The 17487-nt window shown below is 61.6% G+C and carries 22 protein-coding genes and 1 other RNA gene; 10 read left to right on the plus strand and 13 right to left on the minus strand.

What is annotated here, in order from left to right; all coding sequences use genetic code 11:
• Positions 1 to 39 precede the first annotated feature (39 nt).
• The 6 genes from NKJ17_RS04235 to NKJ17_RS04260 all read right to left on the minus strand — a co-directional run bounded on the left by NKJ17_RS04235 (position 40) and on the right by NKJ17_RS04260 (position 4120).
• Positions 40 to 861 (minus strand): MBL fold metallo-hydrolase, encoded by an 822-nt coding sequence (locus NKJ17_RS04235; RefSeq protein ID WP_352687150.1) that lies wholly within the window; start codon positions 859 to 861, stop codon positions 40 to 42.
• Entirely contained in the window at positions 862 to 2052 is a 1191-nt protein-coding gene (locus NKJ17_RS04240) for a vWA domain-containing protein (RefSeq protein ID WP_352687153.1), read from the minus strand.
• Between the two features lie 9 nt (positions 2053 to 2061).
• Positions 2062 to 2466 carry a type II toxin-antitoxin system HicB family antitoxin gene (locus NKJ17_RS04245; protein ID WP_254816428.1) on the minus strand — a complete coding sequence of 135 codons (405 nt, stop codon included), beginning with the start codon at positions 2464 to 2466 and terminating at the stop codon, positions 2062 to 2064.
• A gap of 9 nt (positions 2467 to 2475) precedes the next feature.
• Complete coding sequence (locus NKJ17_RS04250; RefSeq protein WP_352687156.1) at positions 2476 to 2670, minus strand: type II toxin-antitoxin system HicA family toxin; 195 nt, start codon at positions 2668 to 2670, stop codon at positions 2476 to 2478.
• A 61-nt stretch (positions 2671 to 2731) separates the two neighbouring features.
• Positions 2732 to 3178 (minus strand): GNAT family N-acetyltransferase, encoded by a 447-nt coding sequence (locus NKJ17_RS04255; protein WP_352687159.1) that lies wholly within the window; start codon positions 3176 to 3178, stop codon positions 2732 to 2734.
• Between the two features lie 102 nt (positions 3179 to 3280).
• Complete coding sequence (locus NKJ17_RS04260; RefSeq protein WP_352687162.1) at positions 3281 to 4120, minus strand: AAA family ATPase; 840 nt, start codon at positions 4118 to 4120, stop codon at positions 3281 to 3283.
• Between the two features lie 176 nt (positions 4121 to 4296).
• On the opposite strand from NKJ17_RS04260, the gene ssrS reads away from it, so the two are divergent.
• The 4 genes from ssrS to NKJ17_RS04280 all read left to right on the plus strand — a co-directional run bounded on the left by ssrS (position 4297) and on the right by NKJ17_RS04280 (position 6921).
• A non-coding RNA gene (gene ssrS / locus NKJ17_RS04265) (6S RNA) lies at positions 4297 to 4452 on the plus strand.
• Between the two features lie 140 nt (positions 4453 to 4592).
• The gene (locus NKJ17_RS04270; protein ID WP_352450855.1) at positions 4593 to 5180 is read left to right on the plus strand and encodes a 5-formyltetrahydrofolate cyclo-ligase; all 588 of its coding nucleotides are present in this window, start codon (positions 4593 to 4595) and stop codon (positions 5178 to 5180) included.
• Positions 5181 to 5261: 81 nt separating this feature from the next.
• Complete coding sequence (locus NKJ17_RS04275) at positions 5262 to 6086, plus strand: TIGR00282 family metallophosphoesterase (protein ID WP_023678036.1); 825 nt, start codon at positions 5262 to 5264, stop codon at positions 6084 to 6086.
• 70 nt (positions 6087 to 6156) lie between these two features.
• Entirely contained in the window at positions 6157 to 6921 is a 765-nt protein-coding gene (locus tag NKJ17_RS04280) for a TerC family protein (RefSeq protein ID WP_352687165.1), read from the plus strand.
• Between the two features lie 21 nt (positions 6922 to 6942).
• Here the strand turns inward: NKJ17_RS04280 and NKJ17_RS04285 are convergent, their stop codons facing one another.
• The 3 genes from NKJ17_RS04285 to NKJ17_RS04295 are packed head-to-tail and all read right to left on the minus strand — an operon-like array spanning position 6943 to position 8302.
• Positions 6943 to 7410, minus strand: coding sequence for an SRPBCC family protein (locus NKJ17_RS04285; RefSeq protein WP_352479625.1), 468 nt, complete (start codon positions 7408 to 7410; stop codon positions 6943 to 6945).
• Positions 7411 to 7439: 29 nt separating this feature from the next.
• Positions 7440 to 7802, minus strand: a complete 363-nt coding sequence (locus tag NKJ17_RS04290; protein ID WP_352479626.1) for a VOC family protein — start codon at positions 7800 to 7802, stop codon at positions 7440 to 7442.
• A gap of 17 nt (positions 7803 to 7819) precedes the next feature.
• Positions 7820 to 8302 (minus strand): SRPBCC domain-containing protein, encoded by a 483-nt coding sequence (locus NKJ17_RS04295; RefSeq protein ID WP_352687169.1) that lies wholly within the window; start codon positions 8300 to 8302, stop codon positions 7820 to 7822.
• A 51-nt stretch (positions 8303 to 8353) separates the two neighbouring features.
• Here NKJ17_RS04295 and NKJ17_RS04300 point away from each other — a divergent pair, with 51 nt between their 5' ends.
• The 4 genes from NKJ17_RS04300 (at position 8354) to NKJ17_RS04315 (ending at position 10830) form a co-directional block, all read left to right on the plus strand.
• On the plus strand, positions 8354 to 8677 hold the full coding sequence (locus NKJ17_RS04300; RefSeq protein WP_254816436.1) for an ArsR/SmtB family transcription factor: 324 nt from the start codon (positions 8354 to 8356) through the stop codon (positions 8675 to 8677).
• A 234-nt stretch (positions 8678 to 8911) separates the two neighbouring features.
• Positions 8912 to 9661 carry a YebC/PmpR family DNA-binding transcriptional regulator gene (locus NKJ17_RS04305; protein ID WP_352687172.1) on the plus strand — a complete coding sequence of 250 codons (750 nt, stop codon included), beginning with the start codon at positions 8912 to 8914 and terminating at the stop codon, positions 9659 to 9661.
• Between the two features lie 66 nt (positions 9662 to 9727).
• Positions 9728 to 10522 (plus strand): RDD family protein, encoded by a 795-nt coding sequence (locus NKJ17_RS04310; protein WP_352504928.1) that lies wholly within the window; start codon positions 9728 to 9730, stop codon positions 10520 to 10522.
• Entirely contained in the window at positions 10519 to 10830 is a 312-nt protein-coding gene (locus NKJ17_RS04315; protein WP_352687175.1) for an Rdx family protein, read from the plus strand. Before NKJ17_RS04310 ends, NKJ17_RS04315 begins: the two co-directional genes overlap by 4 nt.
• A gap of 25 nt (positions 10831 to 10855) precedes the next feature.
• Here the strand turns inward: NKJ17_RS04315 and NKJ17_RS04320 are convergent, their stop codons facing one another.
• The gene (locus NKJ17_RS04320; RefSeq protein WP_352648998.1) at positions 10856 to 11335 is read right to left on the minus strand and encodes an anthrone oxygenase family protein; all 480 of its coding nucleotides are present in this window, start codon (positions 11333 to 11335) and stop codon (positions 10856 to 10858) included.
• A 1-nt stretch (position 11336) separates the two neighbouring features.
• Positions 11337 to 12170 carry an NAD(P)H-binding protein gene (locus NKJ17_RS04325; protein ID WP_352687178.1) on the minus strand — a complete coding sequence of 278 codons (834 nt, stop codon included), beginning with the start codon at positions 12168 to 12170 and terminating at the stop codon, positions 11337 to 11339.
• 111 nt (positions 12171 to 12281) lie between these two features.
• On the opposite strand from NKJ17_RS04325, the gene NKJ17_RS04330 reads away from it, so the two are divergent.
• Complete coding sequence (locus NKJ17_RS04330) at positions 12282 to 12923, plus strand: TetR/AcrR family transcriptional regulator (RefSeq protein ID WP_352687181.1); 642 nt, start codon at positions 12282 to 12284, stop codon at positions 12921 to 12923.
• A 267-nt stretch (positions 12924 to 13190) separates the two neighbouring features.
• On the opposite strand, the gene rpmE is transcribed toward NKJ17_RS04330, so the two are convergent.
• Positions 13191 to 13412, minus strand: coding sequence for a 50S ribosomal protein L31 (gene rpmE, locus NKJ17_RS04335; RefSeq protein ID WP_006327661.1), 222 nt, complete (start codon positions 13410 to 13412; stop codon positions 13191 to 13193).
• A 205-nt stretch (positions 13413 to 13617) separates the two neighbouring features.
• Here rpmE and NKJ17_RS04340 point away from each other — a divergent pair, with 205 nt between their 5' ends.
• A complete protein-coding gene (locus NKJ17_RS04340) occupies positions 13618 to 15420 on the plus strand; it encodes an ABC transporter transmembrane domain-containing protein (RefSeq protein WP_352687184.1) in 1803 nt (600 codons plus the stop codon).
• A 25-nt stretch (positions 15421 to 15445) separates the two neighbouring features.
• Here NKJ17_RS04340 and NKJ17_RS04345 read toward each other — a convergent pair whose 3' ends face one another.
• Positions 15446 to 17473 carry a DUF3857 domain-containing protein gene (locus NKJ17_RS04345; protein WP_352687187.1) on the minus strand — a complete coding sequence of 676 codons (2028 nt, stop codon included), beginning with the start codon at positions 17471 to 17473 and terminating at the stop codon, positions 15446 to 15448.
• Positions 17474 to 17487 lie beyond the last annotated feature (14 nt).

A 17487-nucleotide genomic window follows, 5' to 3' on the forward strand; every position in this document is an offset into this window, starting at 1 on the left:
GCGTTTGCTCGTATTTCCTATCCTGCTGCGACGAATTCCTCAGGCGATGGCCGCGAGATAGCGCCCAACCGATGCTGAAAATGCCGCCTTTGCGTCTCCGATGACATTCTGGTTCCACCATGCGCCGTAGATATGGTCGAACGTGAAAGGCTCCAGCGCGGCCTTGATGCCGAGCACTTTCGTCGCGTTGAGCGGGATATAGTTCGGGTAGCTGTACATGAAGCTGACATGACGGCGCGTAGGCGTCACCTGCAGGATGTCGCCGGCCAGCATGGCATTGCCGCCGTCGCGCTTCCAGTGCAGCACCTGGCCACCGGCAAAGTGGCCGCCGCAGCGGATGAGCGTCAGCGACGGGTTTATGGCGCGCGTTTCGCCTTCCCAGCTGATGATCGCCGGATGCGGCCGCATGATCCACTGACGATCATCGGCATGCAGATAAATCGGCACGCCGCCAAACGCCTCGCTCCACTCGACCATTGCCGAATAATAATGGCAATGCGAAATGGCGATGGCGGCCAGGCCGCCCCGGCGGTTGATCTCGGCCACCGCCTCGTCGCTGACCATCGAGATGCAGTCCCACAGCATGTTGCCGTGCGGCGTTTGCGCCAGCAACGCCCGCTGGCCGATGGCGAAGCGCGGCTCTATGCCGAAGGCGAGCACGCCGGCGTCGTCCCTCACCACGACCCGATGCCCGGCCGCGAGCTCTTCCGGCGTGGTCCAGGCCTGGCCCTCCCAGCGCACATACTGCCGCTCGTCTTCGCAGATCGGGCAATGTTGCGGCGGCGTCGCTGTCGCCGCGAACTGGACACCGCATTGCAGGCAAAGGAAACAGGTCGACCCTCCTGTTTTGCGCGCATCCATTCAGTGCTTCCTTGAAAGTTGCTTCGTCGCGGCTTCGAGGCCGGCGAGCGTCAGCGGAAACATGCGGCCGCCAAAGATATCGCGGATCATGGCAATGGAATGGGTATAGCTCCAGTTCTTCGCGTCTTCCGGATTGAGCCAAATGGCGTTCGGCCATTGCTGCAGCAGCCTGCCGAGCCAGACGGCACCGGCCTCCTTGTTCCAATGCTCGACCGAGCCGCCGGGATGGGCGATCTCATAGGGGCTCATCGAGGCGTCACCGACGACGATCACCTTGTAGTCGGGGCCATATTTATGGAGGAGGTCGGACGTCGGAATCACCTCGGCATGGCGGCGGCGATTATCCTTCCACACGCCTTCGTAGAGGCAGTTGTGGAAATAGAAATATTCGAGCTGGCGGAACTCGGCGCGGGCGGCCGAAAACAGCTCCTCGACACTCCTGACATGGTCGTCCATCGAGCCGCCGACATCGAAGAACATCAGCAGCTTCACGGCATTGCGACGTTCGGGTTGTGTCTTGATGTCAAGATAGCCGCGCTCGGCGGTGGCGTGGATGGTGCCGGGCAGGTCGAACTCCTCTTCGGCGCCTTCGCGCACCCAGCGGCGCAACCGCTTCAGCGCGACCTTGATGTTGCGGGTGCCGAGCTCGACGGAATCGTCGAAATTCCTGAACTCGCGCCTGTCCCAGACTTTTACCGCGCGGCGGTTGCGGCTTCCGTGCTGGCCGATGCGCACGCCTTCGGGATTGTAGCCATAGGCGCCGAAGGGCGAGGTGCTGGCGGTGCCGATCCATTTCGAACCGCCCTGATGCCGGCCCTTTTGTTCCTCCAGTCGTTTCTTCAGCGTCTCCATCAGCTTTTCGAAGCCACCCAGCGCCTCGACCAGTTTTTTCTCCTCATCGGTCAGGTGCTTTTCAGCGAGCCTCCGCAGCCATTCCTCCGGGATGTTTGCGACATCGACCGCGTTTTCGCCAGCCAGCGCCTCGACACCTCTGAAGACGTGCGAAAAGACCTGGTCGAAGCGGTCGATGTGGCGCTCGTCCTTCACCAGAGCGGCGCGGGCGAGATAGTAAAAGCCCTCGACATCATAGTCGACCAGCCCGGCTTCCAGCCCCTCCAGCAGCGACAGATATTCGCGGAGCGAGACCGGAACGCGCGCGGCTTTCAGTTCAAGGAAGAAGGGGAGGAACATGGTCCAACTTTATCTGTGTCCCTCGATCTTCTCCCGTGCGGCGCTGGCGATAAAGGCGGAACGCGTCAGACCACGCCGACCCGCTTCTTCGTCGATTGCCGCCAAAAGACCTGCGTCGAGCGACAGATTGGCCCGGACAGGCCGTCCGGAATCGATCAGCACAGGGATCATCACGGCGGATTCACCGGCAGCGCTATCGACTTCGCCCAGTCGGAGCAGATCTGCCACAGTGCGCGCGGCGGGCAAGGGCAAGTTCTTCGCCATTCGTGTCTCTGCCCATTCGCGAACGGCAGAAGTCGCATCGGCTATCGCCTCTTCGGGACTTGCGCCACCGCCGTGACATCCGGGAAGATCAGGCACCCGCACTCCCCAGACTTCATCTGCGCCGTCAAGAATTCCGACATAGTGCGTCATGATTCGTCCTTAAATCCATCCAGCAAGCCGGGCGATCGACCGCGCAACACCCCGAGATTGTTCGCGATGCCGCGGCACGATAATCATGATCTCCGGCCTTTCCGGATGCTCGTACTTCTCGTGTTTGCCGCCGCCTACGTTCACCCAGCCGTCACGTAAAAGCCTCGTGACAATCTTGCGCGTGTTGGTCTCGATCAGCGGCACTGTCGCCCCTGATCATGCGCAATATATTGCGCACAGGTGATTATTTCAATCGTTGGCTTCATCAGAGCAGATCATATTCGATAAAGCCGGTCCTGCGCGCCACGTGGTCGTAGAGCTTGCGTGCGGTGGTGTTGGTTTCGTGCGTCATCCAGTAGACGTTCTTGACGCCGATCTTGCCGGCTTCCTGCTTGACCGCTTCGATCAGGGCGGCGCCGACGCCCTTGCCGCGCACATCGGGGGCGGCGAACAGGTCCTGCAGATAACAGTTATTTATCTGCGACCAGCAGGAGCGATGGTAGAGATAGTGCGTCAGGCCGACGGCCTTGCCGTCGAGGGTGGCGATAAAACCCTTTGGCTCGAACTCGCCCGCCGTGAACAGCCCCTTCCAGGTGACGGCGTAAACCGCTTCCGGCAGCTTGGTTTCGTAGAAGGTGAGGTAGGCAGTCCACAGACGCCGCCAGTCGGCATGGTCGGATTGCGCAAGCGGGCGGACGGTGATCTCGGTCATTTCATTTCCTCTGAATTCGGCAACACGAAGCTGCCTTCACGCCTCGCTGGCGGCAACGGTCCAGCGACGGGAAAGCGCTGTCCGGCGGCTTTCGTCGGCCCCTCACCCCTGCCGTCTCGCCATGAAGGCCAGGCGCTCGAACAGATGCACGTCCTGTTCGTTCTTCAGCAAGGCGCCGTGCAGTTTCGGCAGCGCGTTCTTCGGGTCGGCGCGCAGGTCCTCGGGCGCGATGTCGTCGGCGACCAGCAGGCGGATCCAGTCGAGTGCCTCGGAGGTCGACGGCTTCTTCTTGAGGCCCGGCACGTCACGGATTTCATAGAATTGCGTGAGTGCGGCACGCACCAGGTTCTGCTTGATGCCGGGATAGTGCACGTCGACGATTTTGTGCAGCGTCTCGACGTCGGGAAAGCGGATGTAGTGGAAGAAGCAGCGGCGCAGGAAGGCGTCCGGCAGCTCTTTTTCGTTGTTGGAGGTGATGATGACGATCGGCCGGACGGTGGCACGAATGGTCTCGCCAGTCTCGTAGACGAAGAACTCCATCCGATCCAGTTCCTGCAACAGATCGTTGGGGAACTCGATATCGGCCTTGTCGATCTCGTCGATCAGAAGCACGACTTTCTTGCCGGCAGCAAAGGCGTCCCAAAGCTTGCCGCGCTTGATGTAATTGCGGATGTAGTTGAAGCGCTCGTCGCCGAGCTGGCTGTCGCGCAGCCGCGAGACGGCATCATATTCATAGAGGCCCTGCTGCGCCCGCGTGGTCGATTTGACATGCCATTCGATCAGATCGAGGCCGAGCGCCGCCGCCACCTGGCGGGCAAGTTCGGTCTTGCCGGTACCGGGCTCGCCCTTGACCAGCAACGGCCGCTCGAGCGCGATCGCCGCGTTGACCGCCACCATCAGATCCTTGTCGGCGACATAGGCTGCCGTGCCTTCAAAACGCATTTTTGCTCCCGGGTTCATCGCGCGACCCTAAGGAGGCGGCCTTCGCTGTGCAAGGCGCTGCTGGCAAAGCGGGGATCTTGCCGGCGCGACCCTCGTCGAGCGGTTCTGCGTCGATTTAAGACTCGAAACATGTCGTCTCTCTGGCGCTTGGTCTGCCGTCTGCCTATATTGGCGGAGACGGTCTGCGCTTCCCGGCAGGAGAACATTTTCCCCGGGGCCTTAATGATCCCTAGGGAGCTGTCCCTGGGAAGACCCGTGGGTTTTCTCATACGGCGCCCACCTACTTTGTAGGTTCCCGGGATCGCTCTCTCCACCGGTTGTGTGGATCGTCACCTGTCGAAAAGGCAATGTCTGGCGGATCTTGTCGTCGCGCCGCTTTGTGCGGTGCTCTCACGAACGAAAGCTCGCCCCGCTCCTCCAAAACGTCGCTCGTAAAACTCCATCCAAATCTGACCTTTTCTAACGTCGGCGCATGACATCCCCAAAAGACCTGAAAAAAACTCTCCGCAACCAAGCCCTCGGGCGCCGCGACGCGCTCGATCCTTTCTGGCGGGTGGAGGCAGCACTCGAAATGGCCGAGACGGCGCGCGACCGGATCACGGTCGAGCCGGCCCAGATCGTCTCAGGCTTCTGGCCGATGCGCTCGGAAGTCGACGTCCGGCCGCTGATGTTTGCCTTGCGCGAAAAGGGGGCAAGGCTCTGCCTGCCGGCCATCCTCAACAAGACCACCATCGTTTTTCGCGAACTGGTGCGCGGCGCGCCGATGATCGACATGGGCTTCGGCACCGTCGGGCCGCATGAGGAAGCCGAGGTGCTCGATCCCCAAATGATGCTGGTGCCGCTTGCCGCCTTCGATGCGCGCGGCCACCGCATCGGTTACGGCGCCGGCTATTATGACCGGGCGATCGCGCGGCTGGCCGACAAGGGGCAGCAGCCGCGGCTGATCGGCATTGCCTTCGACTGCCAGGAGGTGGCCCTGGTGCCGGACGAGCCGCATGACGTGATCATTCCGGAAATACTCACCGAGAGCGGGTTGCGCCGGTTCGCGCCGAAATTGTAGATAAGTTCCTGGACGCATGGTCTTTTCCGAAAGTCATGCAGCTTTTTGCTTCGCTGACCTTCGGTTCGGGATCACGCTTATATGAGACTTCTCTTCCTCGGCGACATGGTCGGCAAGACAGGACGTACGGCGGTGTGGGAACAACTGCCCGGCCTGATCTCGGATTTCAAACTCGACTTCGTCATCGTCAATGGCGAGAACGCCGCCGGCGGCTTCGGCATCACCGAGGAGATTTTTCGCGAGACGATCTCGGCCGGCGCCGATGTCGTCACCACCGGCAACCATGTCTGGGACCAGCGCGATGCGCTGATTTTCGCGCCGCGCGAAGAGCGCTTCCTGCGTCCGTCCAATTTCCCCAAGGGTACGCCGGGGCGCGGCTCAGGCGTCTACATCGCCAGGAACGGCGCGCGCGTGCTGGTCGCCAACATCATGGGCCGGGTGTTCATGCATCCCGAGCTCGACGATCCGTTCCAGGCCGGCGAGCGCGAACTTGCCGCTTGTCCACTTGGTGAGCAGGCCGATGCAATCGTCATTGATTTCCATGCCGAGGCGACCTCGGAAAAAATGTGTTTCGCCCACTTCGTCGACGGCCGTGCCAGCCTTGTTGTCGGCACTCACACGCATCAGCCGACCGGCGATCACCAGATCCTCAATGGCGGCACCGGTTATATTTCCGATGCCGGCATGTGCGGCGATTACGATTCCTCGCTCGGCATGGACAAGGAGGAGCCGCTCAACCGGTTCTTGTCCAAGGTGCCGAAAGGCCGCTTCGAGGCGTCGACCGGACCGGCGACATTGTGCGGCGTCGGCGTCGACATTTCCGACCGTAGCGGCCTGACCGAACGCATCGCGCCGTTTCGCCGCGGCCCGCGGCTGGAGGAAACGGCTCCATCCTTCTGGTCGTGACATTGATATGGACGCTTGCAGTACCCAATTGCCGGCGAAACTGCTCTAGATCGTAGAGGGGACGACCTCCATGCAGCTAGTCGAATTCCTGGCGCCGCATTTCGCCTTTGTCTCCGACCCGACGGCATGGGTCGCGCTGCTGACGCTGGTCGTGCTGGAGGTCGTGCTCGGCATCGACAATCTGATCTTCATCTCGATCCTGACCAACAAATTGCCGGTAGCGCAGCGGGCCCGCGCCCGGCGGCTCGGCATCTCCGCCGCGCTGGTGATGCGGCTGATCCTGCTGGCCACCATTTTGATCATCGTCCAACTGACGACGCCTATATTCACCGCCTTCGGCCACGGGTTTTCATGGCGCGACCTGATCCTGATCGCCGGCGGCCTGTTTCTCGTCTGGAAGGCGACCAAGGAGATCCACCACACGGTCGATCTCGATGATCACCAGGACACGATGATGGGCGAGACGCTGCAGCTTTCGCTGGCCGGCGCGATTTTCCAGATATTGCTGCTCGACCTCGTCTTCTCGATTGACTCGATCATCACCGCCGTCGGCATGACCGACGAAATCGCGATCATGTACATCGCGGTGATCGTGGCGGTGAGCGTGATGATGCTGGCGGCCGGGCCGCTGGCCGATTTCATCGCCAAGAACCCCAGCATCGTCATGCTAGCGCTGGGCTTCCTGCTGATGATCGGCATGACGCTGATCGCCGACGGCATGGGTTATCATGTGCCGAAAGGCTATATCTACGCCGCCATGGGTTTTTCGGCCCTGGTCGAAGGGCTCAACATGCTGGCGCGGCGGCGGAAGAAGGCAAAGGGCGGCGGGCACTGAGGATGACCCACCGCGGCTGACCTAATGCCCCGGCACGCCTTTCGGATGGCGGTCGCCGATCAGGCCTAGCATCACGCCTTGCTCCAGCCACGCCTTGGCGCCGGCGAGCACCAGCGCAAAACCGCCGGTCGAATCGATCGCCTGCTTGACCTGCTCATCGAGGCTGCCGGCAAAGCCGAAATTGCGGACCTCGACAAAGGTCGTGGCGCCCGGCATCTCGGTAAAGGTCCACACGACCGTGGTCGGCGGATCGCTCCATTGCATCAAGATCTTCTTGTTTTCGACGATTTCACGGACATTGACCGTCGTCGAGACGCCATACATGCGCCATTCCCAATGGATTTCCTTGCCGCTGTCCAACCTGTCGCTGCCATGGGTGAACCAGAACTTCGTCGTGATCGCCGGATCGACGAAGGCTTCGAATACGTCGGCGACCGGCCGCCTTATCAGCATGCCGGCTTCGGCGGTCGGTGTTTCGCGGATTTCCATATCGTCCTCCTTTCCACGGTGCCGCCTGTTCACCAGGCATCGGGTTCGCGCACCAGGTGAATGATGTCGGCCGGGTTGGTGATCCAGCCGCCGCGAAAGCCTTCACCCAGTGCCTCGATGGCGTCGCAGCGCACGACACCGGCCTTGGCGAGATGCTCCGCTGCGGCCGGAAAATCATCGGTGAACAGTTCCAGCCAGATCTCGGCCTGGCTCATCATCGGCGCCTCGTCGATCCACAGTCGATTGGGACCGAGTTCGAAGCCGACGGCCGGCGGTTTGGCCGTGAATGGCTTCAGGCCGATGACGTCGCGATAGAAGGCGATCGTTGCCTGGTATTGATGCGGCGGGACTTTCATCGCGATGTTGATGCCGCCGGTGATCTTCGCGGTCATTCTTACTCCATTTGCTCTCAGATGTTGTTCTCGTTGGCCGGCTCGCCCTTCATCTCGCTGCGGTAATAGCCGTCGCGCAGATTGATGCCGTATTCGACATAGGCCTTCATGCAGGCCAGCATCTGCGACCAGCCCTCGCAATTGAGGTAAGATTTCTTCAGGCCGACCGCGTCCTCGTGCCAGCCGGTTTCGGCGATGGTGACGAAGGTGCCGCCGTCGTCGAGCGGCTCGAAATTCATCTCGATGCGGGTCTTGTACGCGGGCTCGCCGTCGGCGTCGGTCGCATCCCAGCGCAGCACGATGCGGCTGTCTTTCTCCACCTTGTCGACCTCCACGGGAACCTTGCCCCACCAGATGACGGTGGCGCCCGCCAGCAGCGGTGTGCTGGCGCCGCCGATCGTGGTGAAGTAGCCGCTGAGCTTCTTCGGATTGACGACCGCATCGAAGACTTCGGCGACGGGTTTGCCGATGCGGCCAGAAACCCTGAATCCAAGAGACATATCCACAGCTCCTTCCTTGAATGCAACGGCATTATGTTATAAAAACATAACATGTCAAGCACGGCGCAGGACGACAATGTTTTCAAGGCGCTGGCGCATCCGCGCCGGCGTGCGTTGCTGGACCGGCTGAAGGATGCGCCGCAGACCACCGGCATGCTGTGCGATGCCTTCCCAGACATGGACCGCTGCACGGTCATGCTGCATCTGAAGGTGCTGGAGGAGGCCGACCTGGTCGTGGTGCGCCGCGAGGGGCGCGAACGCTGGAACCATCTCAACGCGCTGCCGATCAAGCACATCCACGACCGCTGGATCAGTCAATATGCCACGCACGCGATCAGCATCCTCGACCGGCTGAAATCCGATCTTGAGGGATGAAAGGTTGCCGAAGCCTGCCACTTTCGGGCCTTGAGACCCTTGCGTGTCCGACGCAATGGCGCGGCTGGACGAATTGAGCCGATTTATCTATAAGCCGGCCATTCCGACAGAGAGCGCCGTACGTCCGTCCGGACGCAGCAGGACGTTCTGAAGTTTTGAATTCGAGCATTTTGCAAGGCGCCGGGTGGTTCACCAGGCCGCAGATGCTCTAGCCGAGAAAACGACAGGGGTGCCATGGCTGGCCATTCACAGTTCAAGAACATCATGCATCGCAAGGGCCGCCAGGATGCGGTGCGATCGAAAATGTTTTCCAAGCTGGCGCGCGAAATCACCGTCGCCGCCAAGAGCGGCACGCCCGATCCATCGATGAACCCGCGCCTGCGCCTTGCAGTGCAGAACGCCAAGGCGGTGTCGATGCCGAAGGACAACATCCAGCGCGCCATCAACAAGGCGTCGATGGGCGATGCCGAGACCTACGAAGCCGTTCGCTACGAGGGTTACGGGCCAGGCGGCGTCGCGCTGATCGTCGAGGTGCTGACCGACAACCGCAACCGCTCGGCGTCGAATGTGCGCGCTGCCTTCACCAAAGCCGGCGGGGCGCTGGGCGAGACCGGCTCGGTTTCGTTCATGTGGGACCGCGTCGGCGAGATCTACTATCCGGCATCGGCCGGCAGCGCCGAGAAAGTGATGGACGCAGCGATCGAGGCCGGCGCCGACGATGTCCAGTCGGACGAGGAAGGCCACACGATCTATTGCGCCTTCGAGAATCTCGGCGAAGTGTCGAAGGCGCTGGAAGGCGCACTCGGCGAGGCTGAATCAGTGAAGCCGATCTGGAAGCCGCAGACCAATATCGCGGTCGACGAGGAGCGTGCACAATCGCTGATGAAGCTGGTCGCGACGCTCGAAGACGACGACGACGTGCAGAGCGTCTACGCCAATTTCGAGGTCGACGAGGAGACCTTGGCGAAGCTCAGCGCGGCATAAGTTGAAAACGCCGCGCATCGATCACGTATCTTTCTTCTAGAGCTGTCAGTTACTGATGGGGGACGGATGACTGACACTGACGAGGCTCGTTTTTCTGACGCGATGTCCTGGCCTCGCCGGGGTGGCATATGGCGCCGGCTGTTCGCTTCGATCATCGACTATCTTATCGTCCTGATACCTCTTTACGGACTTGTAGCGGGTTTGTTTCTGCTAACTGACGGCGGAGTCAAAGGCAGCTTTTGGTTGAACTGGAGACTATGTCAGGCGGCTACGTTAAACGGAGCAAGTGATCCATCATTTGCCCGTTACGATTGGCAGATATGCAGAACGTCGCTGTTCGGTTTGACGGTCGCCGAATGGGCCCTGGGAACGGCTTCGGGCTCACAGTCTGAAGGAAATCCCTCCATCTCATTTGATTTGGATTCGCAGGGCAATATCCGACCGGCAGCATTGGATCTGGGTTTCCTCGAACTGGTCGTTCTCGCGTCTTATCTCCTTGTCATGGAGTTGACCTCTGGCCAGCCAATCGGCAAGCGGTTCGCGGCGCTCATAGTGCATGACCAGGATGACAAAAATAGAATCGGACTACCCGTACGAAAGGCTGTTCGGCGGCAGGGAATGAAATTTCTCGGCGCTTTGCCCATAATGTTCATGGGAGGGTGGTACACTGTTCAGGCTTGGGGCAGCGCTCCTGGGGTCGCGCAGGACTTCTCCCGGCTGGAGATTGTCGGTGCATACGCCGCGTTGGTCTTGGTTATGGTCTGGCCGATCTGGATCGCAATATCCATAGCTCTTGGCAACGACCCGATACACGATCGATTTGCCGTAACCACAGTTCGCGCAGATGAGACCGAGACATGAACGTGTCAGACAGAGCCCGCGTCCGCATCACCTATTGCACCCAGTGCCTGTGGCTGCTCAGGGCCAGCTGGATGGCGCAGGAGCTGCTGTCGACCTTCGGCACCGATCTGGGCGAAGTGACGCTGGTGCCCGGCACCGGCGGCATCTTCACCATTTCCTGCAATGACACGCTGGTCTGGGACCGCAAGCGGGACGGCGGTTTCCCCGACGCCGCAAAGCTCAAGCAACTGGTTCGCGACGTCATCGATCCGGATCGCGATCTGGGCCATGCCGATCGCAAGGGCGATAAGTCAAAAGACCCTGTCTGAAGGCTTTTATACTTCCGTCCTGCATTCACCGCCATGCGAAGATGAAGCAGCCCAGCGCCACGATGGCGGTGGTGGTTCGGACATGGTTCCACATCACCCAGTCCCTGAGATAAGTGGCCCATACCGCGGCGCCGTTGGCGCTTGCCGGATCGACGGCGGCCAGGGCGTTGTTGAGCGGCACGTTGAACATCATCGTCACGATCGGGTTGCCGACGAGGTAGATCAGGGCGCCGGCGAGGAGCCAGAATGCACCCGGTTGGCTCCAGCCGATAAGAGCGCCGGCGGCAAGGACAAGACAGACCAGCCCGGTGCCGAAAAGCGCGGTCATGAATGCCGGCGTAATCACGGTAATGTTGATCGAATTCATGGCGGCGATGCCGCCTCCGGCAGGCAAGCGGGCGAGCGCCGGCATGATAAAGTTGGAGAAGGCGAAGAAAACGCCGCCGACAACGCCTGAGCCAATGGCAGCGACGAAAGTGAGGGTGGGAAGCAGTTTCATGATCATGTCAGTTGCTCCAGATGCCGGTCGAGGCGGCTTCGGTTGCGTAGGCGGAAAAGTCCTTTGGGGCGCGGCCGAGCACGCGCTCGACGCCGTCTGTCAGCGACTCGTTGCGGCCGTCGAGGACTTCGGTGAACAGCTCGTTGAGCAGCCACGCGAACTCGGCCGGCAACTCATGGGTGGCGATGGCGGCGGTGAACTCGGCGTGTGAAATCCGCTTGAAACGAATGTCGCGGCCGACGGCCCTGCCGATTTCGGCGACCGCGTCGGCGAAGCTCAGCAGCCGCGGCCCGGCCAACTCGTAGAGCTGGCCGATATGGCCCTGCCGGGTTAGTACGGCAAAGGCGGCGTCCGCGATATCGTCGGCATCGACGAATGGCTCACCGACATTGCCGACCGGCAACGCCACCTCGCCCTCGCGCAGGGCATCCACGAGAAACCCCTCACTGAAGTTCTGGGAAAACCAGGCGCAGCGCAGGATCGTCCAATCGGCGCCTGAGGCTTTCAGCATCTCTTCGGCACGTTGCGCTTCCGTTTCGCCGCGCCCCGACAGCAGCACCAGCCGGCGCACACCACACTGCACGGCAAGGCGAGAGAAGACGCCGACCGTGTCGGCCGCGCCGGGCACCGCAAGATCAGGATAGTAGCTGATGTAGACGGCGCCGACACCATCAAGGGCGGGTTCCCAAGTGGCTTTGTTTTCCCAGTCGAAGGGTGGCGTGCCCGAGCGCGAGCCTATCCGTACCGGTAGGCCCCGCGCCGTCAGCCGCTCGGCGAGGCGACGGCCGGTCTTGCCGGTGCCGCCGAGGATCAAAGTTGGTCTCGTTACAGTAGGGTTCATGTCGATTTTCCTCAGTTTGAAATGTGAGTAATCCTCACATTTGCAAAACGTGATAAACCCTCGTATTTTGCGAGTCAAGCCAATTTGTTGATTGTTCGTCGGGAGACAGTGATGGAAGGCTCTGCCGTATCGGATTCACAGGACGGCCAGATCGCATCGCCGCGCCGGGCACCGAGCCAGCAGCGCAGCCGCGAGCGGGTCGAGCGCATGCTGGCCGCCGCCTCGGCGCTGATCGCCGAGCAAGGCAGCGACGCCATGCGCATGGGAGTGGTGGCCGAGAGGGCTGGCGTGTCGATCGGCTCGCTCTACCAGTTCTTCCCGGACAAGCGGGCAATCATCTGGGCGCTGGCCGAGCGCTACACCGCGGAAAGCCAGGCCTGCATTGCCACGGCATTGGCGGAGGTCAGTGACGCCGAAGGCCTGTGGAAGGCGTTTTCGGAACTGGTGGATACCTACTACGGAATGTTCCTGGCGGAGCCGGTGATGCGCGATATCTGGTCGGGCACGCAGGCCGACAAGGCGCTGCGCGAGCTTGAGCTTGCCGACAGCCGGGCCAACGCCGAATTCCTCACTGCGGTGCTGAAAAGGCTGCGGCCGTCTGCCGATCCGGCGGCGCTGGAAGCGACGGCATTTCTCATCTGGCAGCTGGGCGAAGCCGCCATGCGGCTGGCGATCTCGGTCGGGCGAGAAGAAGGCGACAGGCTGGTTGCCGCTTACAAGCGAATGGCGCTGCGCGAGCTGGTGGACGGGTAGGCCGCCGTGCTCGTAGGGACAGGCCGTTAGGTGGTGGCGATCAACTGCGGAAGCGGGGCGCTGGCCCTCATCTGCCTGCCGGCACCTTCTCCTCGTTAGAGACGGGAAGAAGGGGGAACTCCAGCGCCGGCGACCCCTCGCCCCGTTCTTCACGAGGAGAGGGTAAGGGTGAGGGGCAGCGCCAAACCTGAGATGATTGCCGCTGAGGCCCAATCAATAAAAAACCCGCCACGAGGGCGGGTTTCTCGATCAGCGAAACGCCAGTGCTTAGAGGCCGAAACCTTCGAAACGCTTCTTGAACTTCGACAGGCGGCCACCGCGGTCGAGCAGGGTCTGCTGGCCGCCGGTCCAGGCCGGATGAGTGGTCGGGTCGATATCGAGGTTCATCGTATCGCCTTCCTTGCCCCAGGTCGAACGGGTCATGTATTCGGTGCCGTCGGTCATGACGACCTTGATGGTGTGATAGTCGGGATGGATGTCGGTCTTCATGGGTCTGTTCCTGGCTTGCCGGGTGCTGCCGACGGGCTGAAGCCTGCGTCGATGCGCCCCTTTTTAAAACTCGAAGCCGCAGCTATTGAGGAGCCACGGCTTCTAAAACGGTCGGCGAGCCTATACATCAGCCGGAATTGAATCACAAGGCCGCGGCAAGCGCATATTGATGGCGCAAACCTCAAAGGGCCAAAGGAAACGGGTCATGGCGAACATCAGCGGCGATGCAGACGAGCGCAAGCGCTCGCTGAGGCCGCTGCAGCGCCTGTTTCCCTATATCATGCATTACCGCAAAATGGTCATCGGCGCGATCGCCTCGCTGGCCGTCGCGGCGGCGACGACACTGGCGCTGCCGCTGGCCGTGCGGCGGATGATAGATCACGGCTTTTCCGCTTCCGATTCCAGCTTCATTGCCGAATATTTCGCCATGCTGGTGGTGATGGCCGCCGTGCTGGCGGCGGCGTCTGCCAGCCGCTACTATTTCGTCATCACGCTTGGCGAGCGCGTCGTTGCCGATATCCGCCGCGATGTCTTTGCCCACGTCACTACGCTGTCGCCCTCCTTCTTCGATACGGCCCAGTCGGGCGAGATCGTCTCGCGGCTCGCCGCCGACACGACGCAGGTCAAATCGGCCGTCGGTGCCACCGCCTCGGTGGCTTTGCGCAACGTCATCCTTGGCCTCGGCGCCGTGGCGATGATGGTCTTCACCAGCCCAAAACTGTCCGGCCTGGTTATCGCGGCCATTCCGCTAATCGTGCTGCCGCTGGTCGCCTTCGGCCGCTCGGTGCGGCGCAAGTCACGGCTGGCGCAGGATACTCTGGCCAATGCCACCGCCTACGCCAGCGAGCAGATCGGCGCGGTGCGCACCCTGCAGGCCTTCACCAACGAGAAGCTTGTAACCGGGTATTTTTCATCCGCCGTGGAAGCAGCGTTCGAAGCGGCGCGGGCCTCGATCTTTGCCCGCTCCTTTCTCACCTTCTTCGCCATCTTCATGATCTTTTCGTCGGTCGTGGCGGTGCTGTGGTTCGGTTCGCGCGACGTGCTCGACGGCACGCTGTCGCCGGGCACGCTTGGCCAATTCCTGCTCTATTCGGTGTTCGCCGCCGGCGCGCTCGGCGCCCTGTCGGAAGTCTGGGGCGAACTGTCCCAGGCAGCGGGCGCCGCCGAACGGCTGACCGAGATCCTGGCCGAGAAACCCGCGATCCAGGCGCCCGCCGATCCGACGCCGCTGCCGGCAAAGGCGAGAGGCGCGGTCAGCTTCGACGATGTCTCCTTCTCCTATCCGGCCCGGCCCGACCGCGCCGCCGTCCATGGCCTGAGCTTTCAGGTCAAACCCGGTGAGACGGTGGCGATCGTCGGGCCATCCGGCGCCGGCAAGAGCACGGTGTTTTCGCTGCTTCTGCGCTTCTACGATCCGGAGGCCGGCAGGATCGTCATCGACGGGGTCGATCTGCGCGAGGCCGATCCGGCCGCGATCCGCGCGCGCATCGCCATCGTGCCGCAGGACGTCACCATTTTTGCGGCGAGCGCGCGCGACAATATCGGCTTTGGCCGGCCCGGTGCTAGCCAGGCCGAGATCGAGGCGGCGGCGAAGGACGCGCTTGCCGACGAGTTCATCCTGAAGCTCGAAAAAGGCTATGACAGCCAGGTCGGCGAGCGCGGCGTGACGCTGTCGGGCGGCCAGCGCCAGCGCGTGGCGATCGCCCGCGCCATTCTGCGCGATGCGCCGATCCTTCTGCTCGACGAGGCGACCTCGGCACTCGATGCCGAAAGCGAGACGCTGGTGCAGACGGCGCTGGACCGGCTGATGCAGGGCCGCACCACGATCGTCATCGCCCATCGGATAGCAACCGTGCTGAAGGCCGATCGCATCCTGGTCATGGATGGCGGCCGCATCGTCGAGGAAGGCACGCATCAGAGCCTGGTCGCCAAGGGCGGCATCTATGCGCGGCTGGCCAAGCTGCAGTTCGATACCGGTGCGAATGCTTTCAGGGGCGCGGCCGAGTAGGTCTGCCCGCGACGGCCGGGATTCTTCAGCTACCGAAAGCTCGGCGTTTGCCGCGTCGATAGGCGATGAAGAGGGGAACGCCGACAAGCAACGACAACAAAAGCATGCTGGCGACCGTCTGTCGCTGCTCCTTTGCCGGATCGCTGAGCGGCACATCGGCAGGCGGCTCTTCATAGGTAAAATCGTACTGCCAGCGAATTTGGTCTGCGACCTCATCGACGGTTTTCAGATAGTCGGCAATCGCCTTCGCCGGCACTTCGCTTGCCAGCGTCTGAAAGTTCCATTCAACTTGAAACTCGGTGGGCGTGTTGGACCAGGACGCCTCGAGAGACAGGTAGGGCGTCACGACGTTTTTCATCGATTCGCCGGAAAACCTCGCCTTGACGTTGCGCACGGTCACCTTGTGGCGGCGGTAGAACTGGGAGCCGAGGGAGACGGGCCCGGTTCGGTCGACGATTGTCGGGGTTGGAAGAGAGTTGTTGCCGAGATCGGCCGCGCGGATCGGGAAATTCTTTGCCAGATCGTTGGCCGCCAGCGCCTCCGCCGGCAAGCGATAACTTTCCTTCACACTCACTATGTTGCCGTCGCGGCGATCCACGATTTCCGGCTTGGCGATGGTTTGGATGCCCGGATATTGCTTGTTGTAGTATTTCAGGTAGGCGTCTGACACCTCGCTCAGCGACCGGCTGGCGAAATTGCCGCGCATCCAATCGGCATCGGCGTCCTCATATGTCGAGAAGACCGTCAGCACCAAGGGATCGCCCGGTTTGCGCGGAAAGTCGAATTCCTCGGCGATCTGGATCGATGGGCTGGTGAGCACAGGGCTCGGCATCTTCTCCAACCCGCCGGTGCTGGAAAGCGGCAGCGCGAAGCCGTAGTCCGGCTGTGCGAGATTGTGCGCCCTGCCGCCCTGAAGATAGTTCGTGGCGTCCAGCCAATATGTCTTTGCTCCGATCCTTGCCTTGACTATGGCATGGTCGAAATCGCGGAGCGCCGGCAGATGCTGGTCCAGGGCCCGTCCCTCGTCGAGATCGGCCAAGGCGACCTCGGCAGCAATGCCAAGCCGCACAAGCGACGAAACCAGCAGCAGGGCCTTGTCCTTGCAGTCACCGAACCCGCTCAGGATGACCGTCGCGGGATCACGCGGAACGTAGGAACCGGCACCCATCGACAGGCTTACATAGCGGATCTGGTCCTGCACCAACCGCGTTGCCTCGACCATTCGGTCCTCCGGCGCCGGATGCCGCAGAGCGATGTCATCGAGCTTTGCGGCAAAAGCCGGGGGGAAAACGGTCGCTGGCTTGTAATAGGGCGCAACGGCATCGACCACACTTTGCCAATTCGCGGTAGACGCGACATCGATGGAGCCCCAGCCTGGATAGGTCACGGGCAGGTTGTCCTCGACATTGACCGGTTTCGGGTTTGGAATTTCCCATAGATAAGTGGTGTCCGGCCCAGTCGGGGAGATTGAGGGCTTAAGTCGGGTTCCCCTTGTCTTGATCTGGAGCGGCTGGCCCGAAGGCCAAATGATGCTTGTGCGGAGAAGCGCTACCGGCTCTTCCCATTCGGTGGAGAAATTCTTGAAGAAAAGGTCCTTGCCGACCAGCGGTGTTACTTCGTAGGTCGACCCGTAATCGACGATGTCGCCGGCACGCACGTCATCGATGTTGACATGTGCAGTCAGCCAGCCGTCGAAGACGCCTTTCTCGGCGTCTCTTTCCCTGCGGAAGATGTCGAATTCGACGCCTTCCAGCCGGTCCAGAACGGCGCCATCGCGGATGATGTGAAGATGGTTGAGCGTGACCTTGTGCCGGGACGGATCGAACTGCAGATCGATACTCGCGCCACGATCCAGGCCGGGACGGTCGACGATCTTATAGACGGTGCGCGAGTACTCGACATAGCCGCCGGCGCGATGCTTGATCTGGTCGTCCGAGAGCAGCCATGAAACGCCATTCTTGATTTGATCCGATCGGGCGGGATCGGCAGCCGGAATATCAAGCTGCTTTACCCAGCTTTCTGCCGGACCCTTGAAAACCATGTCGTCGGACATGGCCGGAGAACTCA

Source organism: Mesorhizobium sp. M0208, from assembly GCF_040322015.1.
Lineage (GTDB): Bacteria > Pseudomonadota > Alphaproteobacteria > Rhizobiales > Rhizobiaceae > Mesorhizobium.